Here is a 15,888-nt window from a genome sequence, read left to right as displayed (position 1 = left end):
ATCCGCAAATACGCGTAGCATTGGGCTCCTTCGTAAATCAGCGCAAAAGAAAGATGTCGGAAATAAACCTGAAAAGCCTGGCAGACAGGCTCAAACAATACCGCAAAGATAATCAGTGGACGCTGGAACAGCTGGCTGAGCAGTCAGGTGTCAGCCGTTCAATGCTGAGCCAGATCGAGCGGGGTAAAGCCAACCCGACACTGGCAGTGACCTGCCGGGTCGCCCAGGCGCTGAATATATCCATTGCCGAACTGGTGGAAGAACCCTGGACCCAGCCAAGTATTGAAGTGGTGCCCCACGACGCCGACGACAACGTCATGCGCGACGATGAAAACGGTTTCGTGCAAATGCTGACGCCACCGAATTCCACCACTGAGTTCTACCGCCTGCGTCTGGCACCTGCCGCTACCCTGAACTCCAAGCCCCATTTCCGTGGCACCCGGGAGATTCTTACTGCCCACAAGGGCAAGGTGACGGTAATTTCCGGCAGCGACAACCGGGATATGGAAGAGGGCGATACCGCGTATTATCAGGCGGATCAGAACCACTGCATTATCAACCGCAGTGACGAAGAGGCGTTGTTATATATGGTGATTTGTCTGGAAGAGCCGAATGCCATTGGCTATGAGTGGGATCTGACGGATCATCCGGATAATGTTTGATATTTTTCTTTGATAGTAGAAAGCAGTCCTTAGTGGCTGCTTTTTTATGTCTGCTTTTCACTGTTGGGTAAACGCTTTGTGAGTTATGTGTTCTTCATTACTTACGTAATAATTCTTTTCTTCAGATGATCTTTTTCGACTTCGTCGACTCAAGACCTTTAAACGGCTAAAGGTCTTAAGAATCTAAAGGCCGCCCCACCGCTTGTCTGGCTTCGCCAGATTCCCTGCGTGTTTCGCGAGCAACAGGCCTCCTGAAAACTCGACCGCTTCGCGCTCTCAAACAATTCATCCGGCTGATCTGTTACTCGCTGCAATACTCGGCTACGCAGAAGGGGAAGCATGAAACCGTGCCAACCGGCACGGCGCTACTGCTTGCGACAAGTCAAAGTCATCTTAAAAGCCTATGGCAATCAAACACTTTGCTGCTGTATATTCCAAGCTATAGGGATGGATGAAGTACCCGTGAGTAATTAAGAGTTAAGTACTGTAAGTGCGGCTTGAAAATATTTGTTTTTGGGTAGTTCAAACAGATTTCCCCTCTTCCGTTTTTCTTCTATAGAACAATTTTTTTTTAAAACTCACGTCACTTATTCTACTCTTCACTTATCCATAATTAGAGTTTCAGGAGAATCTATTGACTATTGATGTTACGTTTGGGATTGCTATCGGTGCGATTTTAGCAACGGTTATAAACATCTACTGGACTTCAAGAATCTCAAAATTAGCAGAGAGAAATAGACGAGAAGAGAACCTCCGGCTTCTAGCAGGAGAGCTGCTTAGTGTTACTTTTCATTTTAGCTACACTTTAGCCCCCATACGCTATTTCGATGAAGATATGAAGAATATGGGGGAAGTAATACGTCGACTAAAGCGTGCTAAATATGGAAAGTTAAGAGTATCCGAAGACGCAAGCTTGTTTGGATTTCTTTCTGCTGAACATATTCGTAACCTACATCAGCTAGCACTCAAGATTCGTAACTTCGATAATTTGGTAGATGAATTTCTAGAAAACTCAGAGAAAGAGGATATCGATTTATACAGGGAAATAGAGTCTCGAATGCCGTATATAGAAGACTGTGCCCAGCTGATACTCATGTATATTTCTGATCAATACCCTGAATATGAAGAATTGCTAGCCCAAACTAAAGCACTTGAAAAACCACAATATGTACTTTAAGCCTAACAACCCAATTTGACCTAACCCAATAAATCCTGCTGAGGCGGCGAGAAACTGCAATCAAATGTAACAGCACTCACTAGGCAGCTTGTTGTAACGTTATACTTAAGAACAGATTCGAGTAAAACAGATAACGATTTTAAGCTACCGTAATGATAAATGAAGTCAGATCTTGTCTTTTGCCCATCACAAAGCACATACCTGAGGCTGGCACCCCGCTTCCCCTTCTGTGCAGCCGAGCATCGGAGTTTTAAAATGGAATAATGCGAGGACTGTCTGAGGACGCGGAGCGGCCGAGTTCCGCAGCATCCATTTTAAAATGAGAAGCGCAGGGCATCCGGCGAAGCCGGACAAGCAGTGGGGCGGCCTTTAGATTGTTAAGACCTTTAGCCGTTTAAAGGTCTTGACTCGACGAAGTCGAAAAAGATTATCCGAAATAAAAATTAAGCAAAATAGTCAAAAATAAATCAGCAGCGCAAACTATTGTTTCTGCGATGCCATTCAATGGCGAAACACGCAGGGAACCCGGCGAAGCCGGGAAGCAGTGGGGCTATTTTAGATTGTTAAGAACTCTCTTTTACAAGCTTTAGCCGTTTAAAGGTCTTGAGTCGCATAAGCGAAAAAGATCATCTCAAATAAAAATTCAGCACTCGAATAAAGAAAAACGCTGAACCATCAGCCCCTCTCCCAAAACCAAAACTTAAAACGACACTACCCCATCAGAATTAACAGTACATACCTGATTGGCCACTAAACAACCAAACGCCTCAGCCTCCAATAACACCACCGGACAATGCAAATCATACAAAGCAGCCACAACTACTGTTGCCGCCACCACATTAATATCCGCCTTATTCAGAATCAGCCCCGCCGGCCCCGTCCCTAACCGCAAAGACTCACCTAATACCCCCGGTGTACCGGAAGACCCGCGGGTACCCGGCATCACCACCAGCTTACCGGTTAATTGCGTCCCCTCCTGGGGGTGTTGCTTATCAATGATCCGGCCTGTGGCGGAATCGAAACCGCCCCAGAAGCTCAGCGGCTCATCCAGTATCAGCAGTTCTGCTGTTACATCACCTTCGTTCAGTACTCTGCCCTGTAACTGCATCATCGATTCCCCCCGTTTCCCGGTGCCGCTGATTTGCTGCTCCACAAATCATCTTTCCAAAGATGAGCATCCCGCCAGACGCGGCCCTGTACCGCAGACTCCACACATTCAGCCATGCTGCCAAAGACCACCGGTACCTTCAGCATCCCCGGTGCGTAATAGGCCCATTTACCGGAGTTGGTCATCACCCCGCCGGTAATGCCTTTAGCAATGGGAGTGAAATATGTGCAGGTATCCACCACCATGGTGACGCCGAAGGCTTCCAGCTGTTCAACCCAGCCCTGCTGTTCAATTTCAGCCAGAATGAAGCGGCTGGTTGAGATGTAAAAACAGATACCTTCATGGATGGTGATACCCGGCTGCTTTGCCTGCTGTGCCTCAATCAGCGGCATCAGTTGGGCAAACTCAGAAACAGAGAAATGTGGAGTACCCAGACACACCGCCCGCAATTCAGCGGATTCCGTATTGGTGAGCATATCCCGGGCCTGAACCAGCATAGCCGGGGTTACATTAATGCAGGCTTCCGGGACCGAGTCATCAAACTCAGCCACCTGGAACGCCTCTGCCAGCGTCTCCGCTTCCGGGGTGATACCCACCGCATGAAACATACTCACAGCCCCGGCAGCGGCACTGGCGGCACTGATGGCTTTTAAGCGGTCTTCACTGACTTCAGCAGGTAAACCGTCAATCACCGGAATCCGGGTACCGGCTTCCCGGCCGAGTATCACGCCTAAAACATGATAAAAAATATCCTCTGCCATCAGGGCTGCAGACACACCCTGCAGACGAAACAGTAACTGCCCTTTGCGAGCTTCTGTCAGGTGTAATCCTGCTGCAGGAGCGCGACCGGTCATCGCTGCACAGATGTCCAGAAAATCACCATATTTATTGGTCCGGGCACCCAGTACGGAGTTGTAGAACACCACGGCATTGGATTCAGAACCCACAATCTGATCCCCCACCTGCGGCCGTTGCTTCAGCTGATAGGGCGCGCAGGTCCAGACCACTTCACAGCCCAGTTGCCGGTATATATCCATCAGTTGCCGGGCACCGGCCACTTCTTCCGGATGGACCTCTTTAGGCCGCAGATCAGGGTGCAGCAGATCAATCAGCCCTACATTAGTCAGTGTCGGCACAGCCACCTGGCCACCTTCCGCCAGCAGGAATTTTGCAAAGTCGATCCCCACCTGGCCACTGTAAAAACAGCTGTTCACATGGGCCATACTGACATCCACCAAATGATCAGCACCACTCACTTCGGCGGCCCGGATCATCAGTTTCATGGCTACCTGCCGGGCCTTGCCCTGCTCACCGGCCAGCAGCGACTGATCATATTCCGTTAACTGCATATATCACCTCCCGTATTCAGGGCGTGTGAAGCCGTGCGATAACCGGAAAGTTATCGCCGGGCTGTCACATATTCAGGGTATAAACATTGGTACGGTGGTCGTTACGACCGGGGATAAAGGGTTTCTGTGTGGCCATCCACCCCGACAATCTGACCGGAGATATGCCGGCCGTAGTCAGAGCAAAGGAAGCAGATGGTGTCGGCGATTTCTTCCGGATCCACGTAACACTGCATAGAGGTACCGATGGCGTACATACGGCGCACTTCTTGCGGGTCCAGATCGTCCGCTTCAGCATGGGCGTGTATCACCCGTTCCATGCGCTCGCCGTTAACATTGCCCGGCACAATACCATTCACCCGGATATTGTCCGGCCCCAGCTCCATTGCCAGGGTTTTAGTGAAGCCGGTCACCGCCCACTTGGCAGCCACATAGGGTGCCCGGGTGGGGTAGCCGAGAATGCCGGCGGCTGAGACCAGATTAATGATGACGCCCTGCTGCTGTTTCTTAAATACAGGTACCACTCTGCGGGTGCAGTAAAACTGAGCATCGATGCACACCGCCATACAGTCGCGCCACTCCTGATCGGTGACATCTTCCACCAGTTTAGTAGGGCCGGTTACCCCGGCATTGTTCACCATAATGTCCAGTCCACCGGGCAGAATTTCATCGAAGATGGCGTCCAGCTCGGCGGATTTCGACACATCACACACCCAGGTGGTGATACCTTCCGGGAGGCTCGCCAGCGCGGCTTCGTCCACATCACAGGTAAAGACGGTGGCACCCAGTTTGTGCATAGCCAGCGCCGTTGCCCGGCCCATACCGGCACCGCCGGCAGTAATAAATACCCGCTTGTCTTGCAGAGAAATTTGCATCACATGACCCTCAGCTTTGTTGTTATTTTCTGCCCCGGGAGCAGACAGTTATTTCATTTGAAAACGCCCTCCGGCAATAAAGGCACCGTTACGGTATTCAACTTTGCCATAAGGGAACGGTCCGCCTTCCGGCAGATCCACATAACCTCCGGCAGCCCGCAGCACCGCATCGCCGGCGCCGGTATCCCATTCCATGGTTGGCCCGAAACGGGGATAGACGTCCGCTTCGCCAGCGGCCAGCAAACAAAACTTCAGTGACGACCCAATCGCGACTGTGTGTTCAATCTGCTGTTGCTGTAACCACTCATTGGTTTGCTGATCCCGGTGGGAAACACTGGCGACTGCCACCGCTCCGTCAGCCGGAATATCCCGTACCTGTAGCCGCCGTGTGCCTGCGGCACTGACTTCAAAGGCACCGTTTTCATTGCCATAAAACAGCCGGTCCAGCGCCGGGGCATACACCACACCCAACACCGGTACGCCGTTTTCAATCAGGGCGATATTCACCGTGAATGAGCCTTTGCCATCCCCTTTCAGGAATTCCTTAGTGCCGTCCAGCGGGTCCACCAGAAAGAAACACTGTGGCGCGCTGATGCTGTGGCTGCTGGCGTTTTCTTCCGAGATCACGGTAATTTCCGGGGCGACCTGCGCCAGTACCGGCAAAATCAGGTCTTCTGCGGCCTGGTCCGCCCGGGTAACCGGCGAACCATCCTGCTTGAGATCCGCCTCAAAACCGTTATCCGCCAGCATCTCTGCGTAGACAGCCATAATGGCAGCGCCGGCCTGTCGGGCCACGGTATTCAGAGGTTCCAGTAAATGATCTGTCTGCATGTTTAATCTCTTGTCTGTTGCCAATATCCTGCGCCGTACATTTTATGTACAACGAAAATATTGAATTACACCTATCTGAAAATCAGATTCTCTGCTGCTGTTTCAGATAATCAATGATCTGATCCGCCAGGGCTTCCGGGTCATGTTCACCGCTGTGGAGAATCAGTTCCGGATTTTCCGGCCGTTCATACGCTGAATCAATACCGGTAAAGTTTTTCAGTTCCCCCGCCCGGGCCTTTTTATACAGGCCTTTCGGATCCCGGGATTCACAGATTTCCAGTGAAGTGTCCACAAACACTTCAATAAACTCATCTGCGGCCAGCTTTTCCCGTGCCAGCTGGCGTTCCGCCCGGAAGGGTGAAATAAAGGACACCAGTACAATCAGCCCGGCATCTACCATCAGTTTAGAGACTTCTGAGACCCGGCGAATGTTTTCCACCCGGGCTTCATCGGTAAATCCCAGATCCTGATTCAGACCGTGACGGACGTTATCGCCGTCCAGCAGATAAGTGTGTTTATGTAACGCGAAAAGCTTCTGTTCCAGACAATCCGCAATGGTGGATTTTCCCGCCCCGGAAAGCCCCGTAAACCAGATCACACAGGGGCGCTGTTCATTGAGTTGTGCCCGGGCCTGTCGATCCACATTCATGCGGTGCCATTCAATATTGCTGGCCCGGCGCAGGGCATAATCAATGACCCCGGCCCCAACCGTGGCATTGGTGACCCGGTCGATTAACACAAAGGCTCCGGTACGGGCATTCTTGTTGTAAGGGTCAAACGCCACCGGCTTTTCCAGCGCCAGTTTGCAGTAACCCACTTCGTTCATCGCCAGAGTGCGGGCTGCCAGTTGTTCCATAGAGTTAACATCAACCCGGTAACTGAGGTCGGTCACCCGTCCGGCGGCGGTGTCCGTTGCAAAGCGCAGCAGGTAATTCCGCTCCGGCAACATGGGTTCTTCATCCATCCAGATCAGATGCGCGGCAACCTGATCGGTGACTTCCGGCAGCGCTGCAGCGGCGGCAATGACATCTCCCCGGCTGATATCAATTTCATCTTCCAGCTCAAGGGTGATTGCCTGCCCGGTGACCGCCAGCGTCTGTTCCCCCGCCGGGCCAAGAATGCTTTTTACCTGCGAAGTCCGGCCGGACAGACTGGAACTGACCTTACTGCCCAGCCGAGCACTGCCGGCAACCACGGTACCGCTGAAGCCACGGAAACCTGAGTCTGGGCGGTTGACCCACTGAACCGGCATACGGAAGCCCGCTTCGCTCTGATCGTTACAGATGCTGAGTTTACCCAGCTCAATATTTTCCAGCACTTCAACCAGTGCCGGGCCGGTATACCAGGGCATCGCCCCGGAAGACTGAAAAACGTTTTCACCGGCCAGGGCTGAGAGGGGAATGTAATCGATACTGGTGATGCCCACTTCATGGGCGAACTCCTGATATTCGGTGACGATATGATCAAAACTGGCCTGGTCATAGCCCACCAGATCCATTTTATTTACCGCCAGAATCACGTGGCGAATGCCCATCAGCGCCACGATAAAGCTGTGCCGCCGGGTCTGGGTCATCATGCCTTTACGGGCATCCACCAGAATAACCGCGACTTCAGAGGTCGAGGCACCGGTGGCCATATTCCGGGTGTACTGTTCATGGCCGGGGGTGTCGGCAGCAATGAATTTACGCTTATCGGTCTCAAAAAAACGGTAAGCTACATCAATGGTAATGCCCTGTTCCCGCTCCGCCTGCAGACCGTCCACCAGCAGGGCCAGATCCACTTCGCCTCCCTGGGTGCCAAAGCGGCGGCTTTCCTCGGCGGTGGCATCCAGCTGATCTTCAAAAATGGACTTGGAGTCGTACAGCAGCCGCCCAAGTAAGGTGGACTTACCATCATCCACGGAACCGCAGGTTAAAAACCGCAACTGATCTTTTTCACCCTGTTGTTGCAGATAGTCTGCAACGTCTTTAATCGCTAACATCCTGCTCACCCTTTTCTTGCTAATACGTGGGTTCAGTGGTCGCTGTACACCGGCTCAGAAATAACCTTCCTGCTTTTTCTTTTCCATGGAGCCAACCTGATCCTGATCGATCACCCGGCCCTGCCGCTCCGACTGCCGGCTTTGAAGTAATTCGAGAATAATGGCCTCTACATCCGTTGCATCTGACTCCACCGCAGCGGTCAGCGGGTAACAGCCCAGCGTACGGAAGCGCACCTGCTTTTCTGTCACCTGCTCGCCGGGTAACAATTCCATACGTTCGTCATCCCGCATGATCAGCATGCCGTCCCGCTCAACCACCGGACGGATCGCTGCAAAATACAGCGGTACCAGCGGAATATTTTCCCGGTGGATGTACTGCCAGATATCCAGCTCCGTCCAGTTCGATAACGGAAATGCCCTGACACTCTCCCCCGGCAACACTCTGGGGTTATACAGATTCCACAGTTCCGGGCGCTGGTTTTTCGGGTCCCAGCGGTGGGCTTTACTGCGGAAGGACAACACCCGCTCTTTGGCCCTGGATTTTTCTTCGTCCCGCCGGGCGCCTCCAAAGGCGGCATCAAAGCCGTACTTATCCAGCGCCTGCTTCAGGGCCGCGGTTTTCATAATGTCAGTGTGGACCTGAGAGCCATGGCTGAAAGGGCTGATTTTTCCGGCACCATCCGGGTTGGTATGCACACGCATATCCAGATCCAGGCGTTTGGCGATTGCATCCCGGTATTCGATCATTTCCCGAAATTTCCACTGGGTATCCACATGCAGCAGGGGAAACGGCAGTTTGCCCGGAGCAAAAGCTTTCATCGCCAAGTGCAACAGCACGGCGGAATCCTTACCGATGGAGTACAGCAGAACCGGATTACGGAACTCCGCCACCACCTCGCGGATAATGTGGATGCTTTCTGATTCCAGCCGGTCCAGATGATTCAGGTTCCCGCCGGTGACCGACAACGCCGGTGGTGTCTGATCATCCGATTGTATTATCTGTACAGGATTTAACAGCGCCATACATCACCTCCTGTCAGTCTGTCAGTGTCAGCCGGTGCTGATACAGATGTTCATAATGAGGCAGGCAAAGGTCATACATTCGCCGTGCGTGGTTAGAGGCTTCTGAGATATCCACATACTTGCGTACCTGAGGCTTCAGGCCATCGGAATCCCGCAAATTGGCGTGGAAGGAACCGCCATCCCACCAGCTGACTTCATCCCGCGCTCCCGGCTCCCAACTGAGGGATTCAGGCATAAAGGGAATGCCCACCGCATTACTCCAGCGTTCAACCATGTTGTGCGGGTCTTCCAGCAGGTCGTCGCTGTCCACCACCGGTGGTGGGGTGCCGTCCCGGTCACACAGGTAATCAAACAGCCGGCGCTGTTCCACAAACCCCAGCTCGATCAGGTGCACATCCGGCCAGCGGCCAATCACCGAGGTGACGGTTTTAGCCGGGTCCCGGATCAGGAAGCTGTGGGTAAATTTATCCAGCATGGCATCATCCCACATATGATCAATGTGGTGTGGGAAGTCTTTAATGAATACAGGGCCTTTGGCTGCCGCTGCCTGCAGCTCTTCCCAGGTGCCTTCCAGTGTCAGCCCGGGGGTACGCTTGCTGTCCGCCTGCAGCCTTGGCCACATAGGGTCTTCACCCTGATACCAGGCCTCGCCAAACGGTTCGTGATAACACTGCATATCCCCCCGCTGACGCATCATCCACTCGAATGCTGTAGAAGTTGAGCGGGGAATTCCCCACAGAGCCAGAATCTTATTCATTATTATTCTCCTGTCTGTAAGCGGCTGAGCAGTTGTCCCTGCGAGCCAACCGGGGCAATGCCGAGGGTTTTCATGATGCGCCAGTAAAGGGCGAAGTCGGAGGACACAATAGGCTTACCAATCTCCGCTTCCAGATCCCGGGCAAGGCTGACGGTGCGCTGGGGCAGGCCATCCGCCCGTCGCCAGTTGGGCATACCGATGACCACAACGGCATCAGCGTCCGGTGCCTGTTCGGCCACATAGTTCATCGAGCGGGAAGCCAGATCACCGGGGAAAATCCAGGTGTGATCATTCACTTCCTGCTGGGTTTCATAAAATCCCTGATCCACAAAGTTGCCGGAATAAACCACATCGAAACCGGCCTGTTTGAGAAAACCGACGATACCGTCCCGCCAGTCCGGCCAGTAATACACCACGTTGATGGCAATCTTCTCGGCATTCAGCTCACGAAGCCCTTCCACCAGACACATTCCGGCCATGTGGAACGGTGTCTCATAGGTATCGCTGATACGGTCACAGTAAGCGCGAATATCCGCCGGTGTGGTGCCGGTGCAATGCACCCAGTTGCTGCCCACCTGTCCCACCACGTCCGCACCGCTGTTAGACATACAGTGCACGAACTCTTCCAGCAGGCTGAAGTTATCCTGTCGCTGGCTCAGCTGGTGGCCATAGCCCGGCGCATGGAGTAACCGGCCATGGACACCGACAGTCTCCGGGCTGATGCGCAAAAAGTCCGTTGGGGCCGCGTCAAAGTCCATTGGCGGCGCCGTAAATCCCACCTGATGGGGAAACAGCTTATTGCTCGGGTCAGACCACTTTTCCGGTTTCATATTCAGACTCCTTATTTTTATTCTCTGTCAGGCCAGCATCTGGCCGCCAAAGCCACTGGGGCTTTCAGCAAACACCCGCCGCAGTTGTGCCATTTCCGGTTCACCCAGTTCCGTTGCCGGCGGCGTTTCCAACTGATAGCCACCACTGTTATTGCCTCTCATCAGGGTGGCCGAATCCGGCCCCTGACTCTGTACCATTCCCGGACGGATAAACCTGAATACCAAACCGATACGGTCCTGTGTGCTGCTGTTCGGCTGGCCGCCGTGAATCAGATTGAAATGATGGATCGAATATTCTCCGGGCTGCAGTGCAACATCGGTCACCAGGGCAGAATCACAGTCATATTCCACTTCCTGGCCGACGCTGAGCATATTGTCTGGCGCATAGGTTTTTCTATGGGGTAACAGCCCTATATTGTGGGTCTGGCGAATCACCTGCATGCAGCCGCTCTCCGGCTGGCTGCTGGTCAGCGCAATCCAGACACTGACCAGCCCGTCCTCCGGGCTCAGTCCCCAGTACGGCGAATCCTGATGAAACCCCACCCGTTTATCGCTGCCGGCGGGTTTGTTAAAAATATCCGACGACCAGAGCAGAATTTCATCGCCGAGCAGCGCTGCCACCCGGTCAAGCAATGCTCGCTGGCGGGCTATTTCATAAATCCACGGGGCGACCAGATGGGGTTTGATATAAATTTCACTGCCAAACCGTTGTATTGCCTGTTGCTGGAAGTGGTAATACTGACTGGCATAGCCAGCAGCCTGTTCGGTACTCATCAGGCGCAGGGGGAAAACAATTCCATCGTTTACAAAGCGGTTCTGAATTTCAGAAGCGCTTATATTTTCAAGAGAGTTGTGTATTTCCATATCCCCCCCGATAGGCTATTTTCTGAACATATTGAAAATGTAACCGAAGACTTCCCCGGCGAAAATTGCCGATTTGTGAGACCTTTGATACCGGATTTGATATGACCAGACAGCGCTACAGAATTCCCTCCACCAGTGCCTTAGTGGCCTTTGAATCGGCCGCCAGACACTGTAATTTCAGCCATGCAGCGCAGGAGCTATACACCTCACAGTCCGCCATCAGCCGCCATGTGGCGGGGCTTGAGTCCCGTCTGGAAGTACGCTTATTTGAACGTCAGAAACAAAAACTCAGCCTGACTGAACAGGGGGAATACTTTTACCGGGTAGTGGTGGACAGCCTCAATCAGATCCAACAGGCCGCCACTGACATTGCCAAAACAGCAGAGCATGAACAGCTGACAATTGCCTGCACCCATGAAATTTCCCACCTGTTTCTGATGCCCCGTTTTGCCAGCCTGCAACAGGCCGTCGGTGAACAGACCCAGATCCGCATCATGACTTACGAATACGACGCGCTGGCAGCGTCATTCGACCCGCAGATTGATGTCTATTTCAGTTATCAGGTCAGCGCGGCTGATCAGGAAAATGCTACCCGGGTCTTTCATGAAGCCCTGATGCCGGTGTGCTCCCCGGCCTTTGCCAGAGAACACGAAGACACATTGCAGGAAGATCTCAGCCACTGGCAGGTACTGCCGTTTTTAAAACTCACCAAACGCAATATGGGCTGGTCTACCTGGGAAAACTGGTTTGAGCATCAGCAACAATCCTGCGAACCTAACTTCACCGGATTCGATAACTACGTTTACTTACTGGAAGCTGCCACCGCCGGTAAAGGTATCGCGATGGGCTGGCGGGGACTGGTCGAGCGCTATCTGGAAAGCGGCGCACTGGTGGCGTTATCCGCTGACTATCTGACGCTGGAGAGCGGCCTGTATGCCAAACTCACCAGCCACGGCAGAGACCGGATATGCGCCCGCCATTGCCTGCAGTTTCTGCAGGAACAGGCATTACCCTGACTGAACCGGTGTGCACAATGGGTATCTGGCTCAGTTAAGCTCAGGATCCCGCCAGAACTTAGTGCCCTTCAGGGTGGCCTGTAATGCCAGCCCGGTATCCGTCACCTGATAGAGGGTCATGTCCCCCAAAGGAATACCTCCACCAGCCTGCCCACCGGTGTAAGAAGCTTTTGCTGCGGCATCCGCCTCGGCACTGAACACAAAGCCCTTTTCAACAAAATCCCGGTAGGCTTTAGCGGTATGGAAAACAAACAGGGCCCGGAAATCCTTCACCCCCAACCCGACACCAACACCGGCTTCCCCCATTTTCATATAGGTGGGCCGCCCGCCGGATTTTGCCACCCCAAAGCCACCACCGGCAGCCACCAGAAATATTTTCAGCTGAGTATTACTAAATACGGCATATCCCGGTGAAGAAGACACATGAGAGCGGGCTTGCGGGCTAACGGCATAAATATCCCTCAGCACCTGATCGTGCATCTGTTCGATGGTGGCACGTTTATCTGCCGAGGTTGTGCCCGTTGCGGTACAGCCGGCCAGCACCAGTAAGGCGCAGGCCAGCAAAATCTGGAAAATACGTTGTTGCAGCATGGTCCTCACCTGCGAGCTTTGCTAACTGAATACTTACAGCATAGTTCGCTACAGAGAAAGCCAACACTATTGCACCGACCAGACTACCGATACTTTACAGTCATTCGGCTGAGGTCATTGCAGCCCATGCCTGCTTTTCTACCAGAATCAGTTCTTTATATTGTTCCTTCATATCCCAGATTCCGTCAAATCCCTTCGGCATAAAGAACACATCGCCTTTTTTGAAGGTTCTTACATCTCCTTCCATCGGCTCTAAGGTTACTGAACCTTCCAAGACTAAAACCATCTGATCAAATGGATAGTCTTCCAGTTTCAGAGTTCCCGGCATTGACAGCCACACAACCCCAACAAGTTCATTACCCTGAAAAACGACCTGCTCCCAGTGTCTCAAATCACCTGCAACTTTCATTTCTTCAGGCCACTCAGGAACCGGAAGCATCGTTTCAGCGTTTAAGTCCTTATGATCAGTTAAGATATCTGCAAAACCGATCAGGGTCTGCGAAGATATTTTTTCCTGAGCAAACACCCCCGAATAAAGAGCCAGCCCGACAGTTAAAATAATTGCTTTCAGCTTCATATCAGTTTCCTTATTTTCAATCTATTTTTATCGGTAGCGATACGTCTCTTCGTACCAGCAATCAAAAATCTGAGAGTCATATTTCAAACAAAACATCTGTACGGATAATGTATTTTGATCCCTGTAAAATTTCCTCGGAACCGTGCAAACAGTGCAGTGGATGACTTCCGTGGGGGAAACAAAGCACACTGCCCGCGGGTGTGCGGATATCAATCCGTTCAGTTTTCTTACTGTGGGTTTCAGGGTTTAAATAGTCATGATTTCTGACCCAGAACTGGGTAGCGCCGCCCTCAAAATCTTCACTCAGTAAAATAAGGAACGTCATCCGGCTCCACCGGTCCGGGTAAGCGTCATGCAGAAGCTGGTTATTCACCACCCGGCTGCCGGGCCAGTCGCCATCGGTATGCCGCTTGAAATAGTCACCTTTTTCATAGCGATAAAAGCGGAAGCGGGCATTTATACCCACCGGCTTTTTACCTGAAAATACATTACCGGGATCTCCCATTAAGGTGTGAACCCGCTGCCACAATATGCCGTCCGTCAGTTCATCCACGACCCAGGTTACATTGTGGTTATGCCGGACCTGACGGGGCAGTGAAACAGCGGCGTCCTCCAGATACCCTAGAGATTCAGTTAGCTGTATAAAGCGTTCACATTCTTCTTTGCTCAAGACGTTATGCAGTTGAAACGCTCCCGGTACAGCAGGAACATCTGTACGGGTAATCTCCCAGTCAGCCTTTTCTGCCAACTGCACAGGATTGACGTCCCGGTTTGCCCAGGTAGGTAACGCCGGGTGCTCAGCCCCGGGTTCCTTAGCGACGACGTAAAAGTTATCTGTAACCATGCTTTCACCTGTTTGTTAATGACTCAAAACTCTGATCTGGGCGAATTGCTGATGGCCGGCAGGTGATCCGTGATAACCGTAACCGCTTTGTTTCGCACCGACCCACGGGCTTTCACCACTGCCACCGACACCCTGATTAATAGCCACCATGCCGGCTTCCAACTGGTCAGCAACCGCCTGCGCACCCGCCTCGCCAAACACCACAGCGCCTAACCCGTAGACAGAGTTATTCGCCCGGTTAATCGCTTCTTCAGGTTTACTGAAACGGCTGATAGCAATCACAGGTCCGAATGTTTCTTCTTTCTCAACCAGCATCTGCGGCCTGATATCTGTCAGCACCGTTGGCCGGATAAACGGCGGTGACTGATGCAGCTCACCTAAACGCAGCTGTGCTCCCTGATCCACAGCATCCCGGATATGCGTCATAATTTTGCGGTGCTGTTTTTTATTAATCACCGGTCCGATCTGAACATTACTCTCATTCCAGGCGCCGGCCCGGAATTCAGACGCAATCTGAACAACCCGGTTCTCAAACTCTTCAGCGATCGCTTCATCCACATAAATCCGCTCGGTCGAAGTACACATCTGACCGGTGTTTTCCAGACTGCTTCCGACAGCAAAATATGCCGCCGCTTCGATATTGGCGTCTTTCATAACGATCATCGGATCATTGCCGCCAAGCTCCATGATCAATCTTTTTAAACCGCCCGACGCCCGTGACATGATGTCCTTTCCGGCTGCCATCGAACCGGTAAACGCAACCAGATCGACAGCACTTTCAACGAGCGCTTTACCGGTCTCCCCGTCACCATGGACAATCTGCAATACGTCATCAGGCAGGATTTCGTTTAACAGCTCGCAGAATGCATGTGCTATCAACGGCGTTTCTTCCGATGGTTTAAACACCACACTGTTGCCCGCGATCAGGGCCGGCACAATCAGGTTGCAAGCCATTGCCACCGGGTAGTTCCAGGGGGAAATAACAGCAGCAACTCCCAGTGGCTGATACTGCAGTTCAGTATTGCTGCTTACCTTTTTGCTTTGCAGGGATTCAAAAGCCTGTTCAGCGACGAAACCGGCGGAATAAACAGAACCGCCAACTTCGGAAACTGAACGCCGGAGGTCTTTACCCATCTCCTGGCTCAGGAGTAAACCAAGTTCCTGAATATGTGGCTCGAGATGCGTAAATGCGGCTTTTACCAGGTCCAGCCGTGCCTGCGGCCGCAGGCGACGCCAGTACTGCCCAGCAGTTTTCGCATTGGCGATAACCTGCTCCAGCGCTTCAGGTCCGGTTACGGATACTTCGCCCAGCAGCTTGCCATTACTGGGATCAAAGGATTGCAGTTTTCTATTCATCATAATGTTTACTGCCAGATGTCTTAAAAGATAACCAGGCCGTCCCTGGC

At 52.5% G+C, this 15,888-nt stretch carries 16 protein-coding genes; 3 read left to right on the top strand and 13 right to left on the bottom strand.

Annotated elements, in window-relative coordinates:
• Positions 1-53: 53 nt before the first annotated feature.
• Both JYB63_RS16730 and JYB63_RS16725 read left to right on the top strand, forming a co-directional pair.
• Positions 54-662, top strand: a complete 609-nt coding sequence (locus tag JYB63_RS16730; RefSeq protein ID WP_205659051.1) for a helix-turn-helix domain-containing protein — start codon at positions 54-56, stop codon at positions 660-662.
• A gap of 634 nt (positions 663-1,296) precedes the next feature.
• Positions 1,297-1,839, top strand: coding sequence for a hypothetical protein (locus JYB63_RS16725; protein ID WP_205659050.1), 543 nt, complete (start codon positions 1,297-1,299; stop codon positions 1,837-1,839).
• Between the two features lie 700 nt (positions 1,840-2,539).
• On the opposite strand, the gene JYB63_RS16720 is transcribed toward JYB63_RS16725, so the two are convergent.
• From JYB63_RS16720 to JYB63_RS16680, 9 genes are all read right to left on the bottom strand, one after another.
• The gene (locus JYB63_RS16720) at positions 2,540-2,950 is read right to left on the bottom strand and encodes an aconitase X swivel domain-containing protein (protein WP_205659049.1); all 411 of its coding nucleotides are present in this window, start codon (positions 2,948-2,950) and stop codon (positions 2,540-2,542) included.
• Positions 2,947-4,296, bottom strand: a complete 1,350-nt coding sequence (locus tag JYB63_RS16715; RefSeq protein ID WP_205659048.1) for an aconitase X — start codon at positions 4,294-4,296, stop codon at positions 2,947-2,949. The genes JYB63_RS16720 and JYB63_RS16715 overlap by 4 nt, the downstream gene beginning before the upstream one ends.
• A gap of 101 nt (positions 4,297-4,397) precedes the next feature.
• A complete protein-coding gene (locus JYB63_RS16710; protein WP_205659047.1) occupies positions 4,398-5,168 on the bottom strand; it encodes an SDR family oxidoreductase in 771 nt (256 codons plus the stop codon).
• Positions 5,169-5,216: 48 nt separating this feature from the next.
• Complete coding sequence (gene cysQ / locus JYB63_RS16705) at positions 5,217-5,999, bottom strand: 3'(2'),5'-bisphosphate nucleotidase CysQ (protein WP_205659046.1); 783 nt, start codon at positions 5,997-5,999, stop codon at positions 5,217-5,219.
• Positions 6,000-6,081: 82 nt separating this feature from the next.
• Positions 6,082-7,980, bottom strand: coding sequence for a sulfate adenylyltransferase subunit CysN (cysN, locus tag JYB63_RS16700; RefSeq protein WP_205659045.1), 1,899 nt, complete (start codon positions 7,978-7,980; stop codon positions 6,082-6,084).
• A gap of 54 nt (positions 7,981-8,034) precedes the next feature.
• The gene (gene cysD / locus JYB63_RS16695; RefSeq protein WP_205659044.1) at positions 8,035-9,003 is read right to left on the bottom strand and encodes a sulfate adenylyltransferase subunit CysD; all 969 of its coding nucleotides are present in this window, start codon (positions 9,001-9,003) and stop codon (positions 8,035-8,037) included.
• 13 nt (positions 9,004-9,016) lie between these two features.
• Positions 9,017-9,760: a sulfotransferase-like domain-containing protein gene (locus JYB63_RS16690; protein ID WP_205659043.1), complete on the bottom strand. Its 744-nt coding sequence runs from the start codon at positions 9,758-9,760 to the stop codon at positions 9,017-9,019.
• A gap of 2 nt (positions 9,761-9,762) precedes the next feature.
• Positions 9,763-10,590 carry an aspartate racemase/maleate isomerase family protein gene (locus JYB63_RS16685; RefSeq protein WP_205659042.1) on the bottom strand — a complete coding sequence of 276 codons (828 nt, stop codon included), beginning with the start codon at positions 10,588-10,590 and terminating at the stop codon, positions 9,763-9,765.
• A 27-nt stretch (positions 10,591-10,617) separates the two neighbouring features.
• Positions 10,618-11,454, bottom strand: coding sequence for a phytanoyl-CoA dioxygenase family protein (locus JYB63_RS16680; RefSeq protein WP_205659041.1), 837 nt, complete (start codon positions 11,452-11,454; stop codon positions 10,618-10,620).
• Between the two features lie 101 nt (positions 11,455-11,555).
• On the opposite strand from JYB63_RS16680, the gene JYB63_RS16675 reads away from it, so the two are divergent.
• On the top strand, positions 11,556-12,470 hold the full coding sequence (locus tag JYB63_RS16675; protein WP_205659040.1) for a LysR family transcriptional regulator: 915 nt from the start codon (positions 11,556-11,558) through the stop codon (positions 12,468-12,470).
• Between the two features lie 30 nt (positions 12,471-12,500).
• On the opposite strand, the gene JYB63_RS16670 is transcribed toward JYB63_RS16675, so the two are convergent.
• From JYB63_RS16670 to JYB63_RS16655, 4 genes are all read right to left on the bottom strand, one after another.
• On the bottom strand, positions 12,501-13,061 hold the full coding sequence (locus JYB63_RS16670; protein ID WP_205659039.1) for a lipid-binding SYLF domain-containing protein: 561 nt from the start codon (positions 13,059-13,061) through the stop codon (positions 12,501-12,503).
• Between the two features lie 100 nt (positions 13,062-13,161).
• Complete coding sequence (locus JYB63_RS16665) at positions 13,162-13,638, bottom strand: cupin domain-containing protein (RefSeq protein ID WP_205659038.1); 477 nt, start codon at positions 13,636-13,638, stop codon at positions 13,162-13,164.
• A 76-nt stretch (positions 13,639-13,714) separates the two neighbouring features.
• Positions 13,715-14,482 carry a 2OG-Fe(II) oxygenase gene (locus JYB63_RS16660; protein WP_205659037.1) on the bottom strand — a complete coding sequence of 256 codons (768 nt, stop codon included), beginning with the start codon at positions 14,480-14,482 and terminating at the stop codon, positions 13,715-13,717.
• A 15-nt stretch (positions 14,483-14,497) separates the two neighbouring features.
• Positions 14,498-15,841: an aldehyde dehydrogenase family protein gene (locus JYB63_RS16655; protein WP_243432035.1), complete on the bottom strand. Its 1,344-nt coding sequence runs from the start codon at positions 15,839-15,841 to the stop codon at positions 14,498-14,500.
• Positions 15,842-15,888: the final 47 nt, after the last annotated feature.

It is taken from the genome of Aliamphritea spongicola (assembly GCF_017051665.1).
Lineage (GTDB): Bacteria > Pseudomonadota > Gammaproteobacteria > Pseudomonadales > Balneatricaceae > Amphritea > Amphritea spongicola.
The sequence above is the reverse complement of the archived record's forward strand: the minus strand, read 5'-3'. Positions and strand labels throughout refer to the sequence as shown.

Bases quoted from the DNA above. Each gene is read 5' to 3' on its own strand.
- JYB63_RS16730 (WP_205659051.1), top strand. From the start codon at position 54: ATGTCGGAAATAAACCTGAAAAGCCTGGCAGACAGGCTCAAACAATAC.
- JYB63_RS16720 (WP_205659049.1), bottom strand. From the start codon at position 2,950: ATGATGCAGTTACAGGGCAGAGTACTGAACGAAGGTGATGTAACAGCA.
- JYB63_RS16715 (WP_205659048.1), bottom strand. From the start codon at position 4,296: ATGCAGTTAACGGAATATGATCAGTCGCTGCTGGCCGGTGAGCAGGGC.
- JYB63_RS16710 (WP_205659047.1), bottom strand. From the start codon at position 5,168: ATGCAAATTTCTCTGCAAGACAAGCGGGTATTTATTACTGCCGGCGGT.
- cysQ (WP_205659046.1), bottom strand. From the start codon at position 5,999: ATGCAGACAGATCATTTACTGGAACCTCTGAATACCGTGGCCCGACAG.
- cysN (WP_205659045.1), bottom strand. From the start codon at position 7,980: ATGTTAGCGATTAAAGACGTTGCAGACTATCTGCAACAACAGGGTGAA.
- cysD (WP_205659044.1), bottom strand. From the start codon at position 9,003: ATGGCGCTGTTAAATCCTGTACAGATAATACAATCGGATGATCAGACA.
- JYB63_RS16690 (WP_205659043.1), bottom strand. From the start codon at position 9,760: ATGAATAAGATTCTGGCTCTGTGGGGAATTCCCCGCTCAACTTCTACA.
- JYB63_RS16685 (WP_205659042.1), bottom strand. From the start codon at position 10,590: ATGAAACCGGAAAAGTGGTCTGACCCGAGCAATAAGCTGTTTCCCCAT.
- JYB63_RS16680 (WP_205659041.1), bottom strand. From the start codon at position 11,454: ATGGAAATACACAACTCTCTTGAAAATATAAGCGCTTCTGAAATTCAG.
- JYB63_RS16675 (WP_205659040.1), top strand. From the start codon at position 11,556: ATGACCAGACAGCGCTACAGAATTCCCTCCACCAGTGCCTTAGTGGCC.
- JYB63_RS16670 (WP_205659039.1), bottom strand. From the start codon at position 13,061: ATGCTGCAACAACGTATTTTCCAGATTTTGCTGGCCTGCGCCTTACTG.
- JYB63_RS16665 (WP_205659038.1), bottom strand. From the start codon at position 13,638: ATGAAGCTGAAAGCAATTATTTTAACTGTCGGGCTGGCTCTTTATTCG.
- JYB63_RS16660 (WP_205659037.1), bottom strand. From the start codon at position 14,482: ATGGTTACAGATAACTTTTACGTCGTCGCTAAGGAACCCGGGGCTGAG.
- JYB63_RS16655 (WP_243432035.1), bottom strand. From the start codon at position 15,841: ATGATGAATAGAAAACTGCAATCCTTTGATCCCAGTAATGGCAAGCTG.